Source organism: Alicyclobacillus mali NBRC 102425, from assembly GCF_001570745.1.
Taxonomy (GTDB): Bacteria; Bacillota; Bacilli; order Alicyclobacillales; family Alicyclobacillaceae; genus Alicyclobacillus; species Alicyclobacillus mali.
In genome coordinates this window covers 1-858 of record NZ_BCSG01000081.1, presented here as the reverse complement: position 1 = coordinate 858, position 858 = coordinate 1, and the positions used below count along the sequence as shown (strand labels likewise).

Below are 858 nucleotides of genomic sequence, written 5' to 3'. Positions count from 1 at the left end.
GACGCACACTTCTCGTGAAAGATAACACATGCCATAAAAATCCTTTTCTGTTGTGTGGATAGATCACGCCCCTTCGGTGGTGTTCATTCGAATCATCAGGTTAAGCCACTTGCTCGATGCGATTCGTCCGGTGCATCGCCAGAGCAGATGCCAAGAGCACAATCGCGTGGATGTACGCATGTACGGTGACTTTCTCGATGCCACGTACATGCACGCCGTCAAGCGTCAGCCACTCTTTCAGCCGCGCGAAGCAGCGTTCCACTGCGCTCCGTTCAGCGTAGAGCATCTTCCATGTGCGAGAGCCGCGATGTGGATTCGCGTATCGACGGACGTCCTCATCGATGTGCTTCTTCACGACCATGCCATAGTTCGACGCAGAACAGGCAGCCATGCCAAGCGGGCAATCGACCTGTCCTGTCGCGTGCGGACAGCGAAACTTGAGCCAGCCGCCATCTACACCCCAATACGTCATCCGGTACCCCATCGTGCAGCGAGGTGTGCCGTCGAAATCCATCCCCTCCGGCGGCTCCTTCTCATTCCGGCGATTCATCGGAATGATGGCCTGGGCGCCCAATGCGCGAGCGGCTTCGTAGTTTTTCTTCTGGTCATACCCGGCATCCATCAGCACGAAGCGAATCCGCCAATCTTGGCGATTGAGTTCCTCCATCAAGGGAATGGCCATCTCTCCGTCGTAGACGTTTGCCGGCGTCACCGTGAGCGCCATAGGAAGTTCACTTTTCGCATCCACAGCCAAATGCACTTTGTAACCAAACCACGCCAACTTGTTGCCGAAGGCGTCGAACTTCGCGCCCCAGTTCGCACGGTCTGTGGGCTGGACCCCTGAGCGTGGGTGTTTGC

Annotated in this window: 1 protein-coding gene; it reads right to left on the bottom strand. The window is 56.6% G+C overall.

Going from position 1 to position 858, the window contains the following annotated elements; translation table 11 throughout:
• Positions 1 to 100: 100 nt before the first annotated feature.
• Positions 101 to 858 (bottom strand): transposase (locus tag AMA01_RS13455; RefSeq protein ID WP_156468473.1); only part of this gene is annotated, 758 nt, incomplete at its 5' end.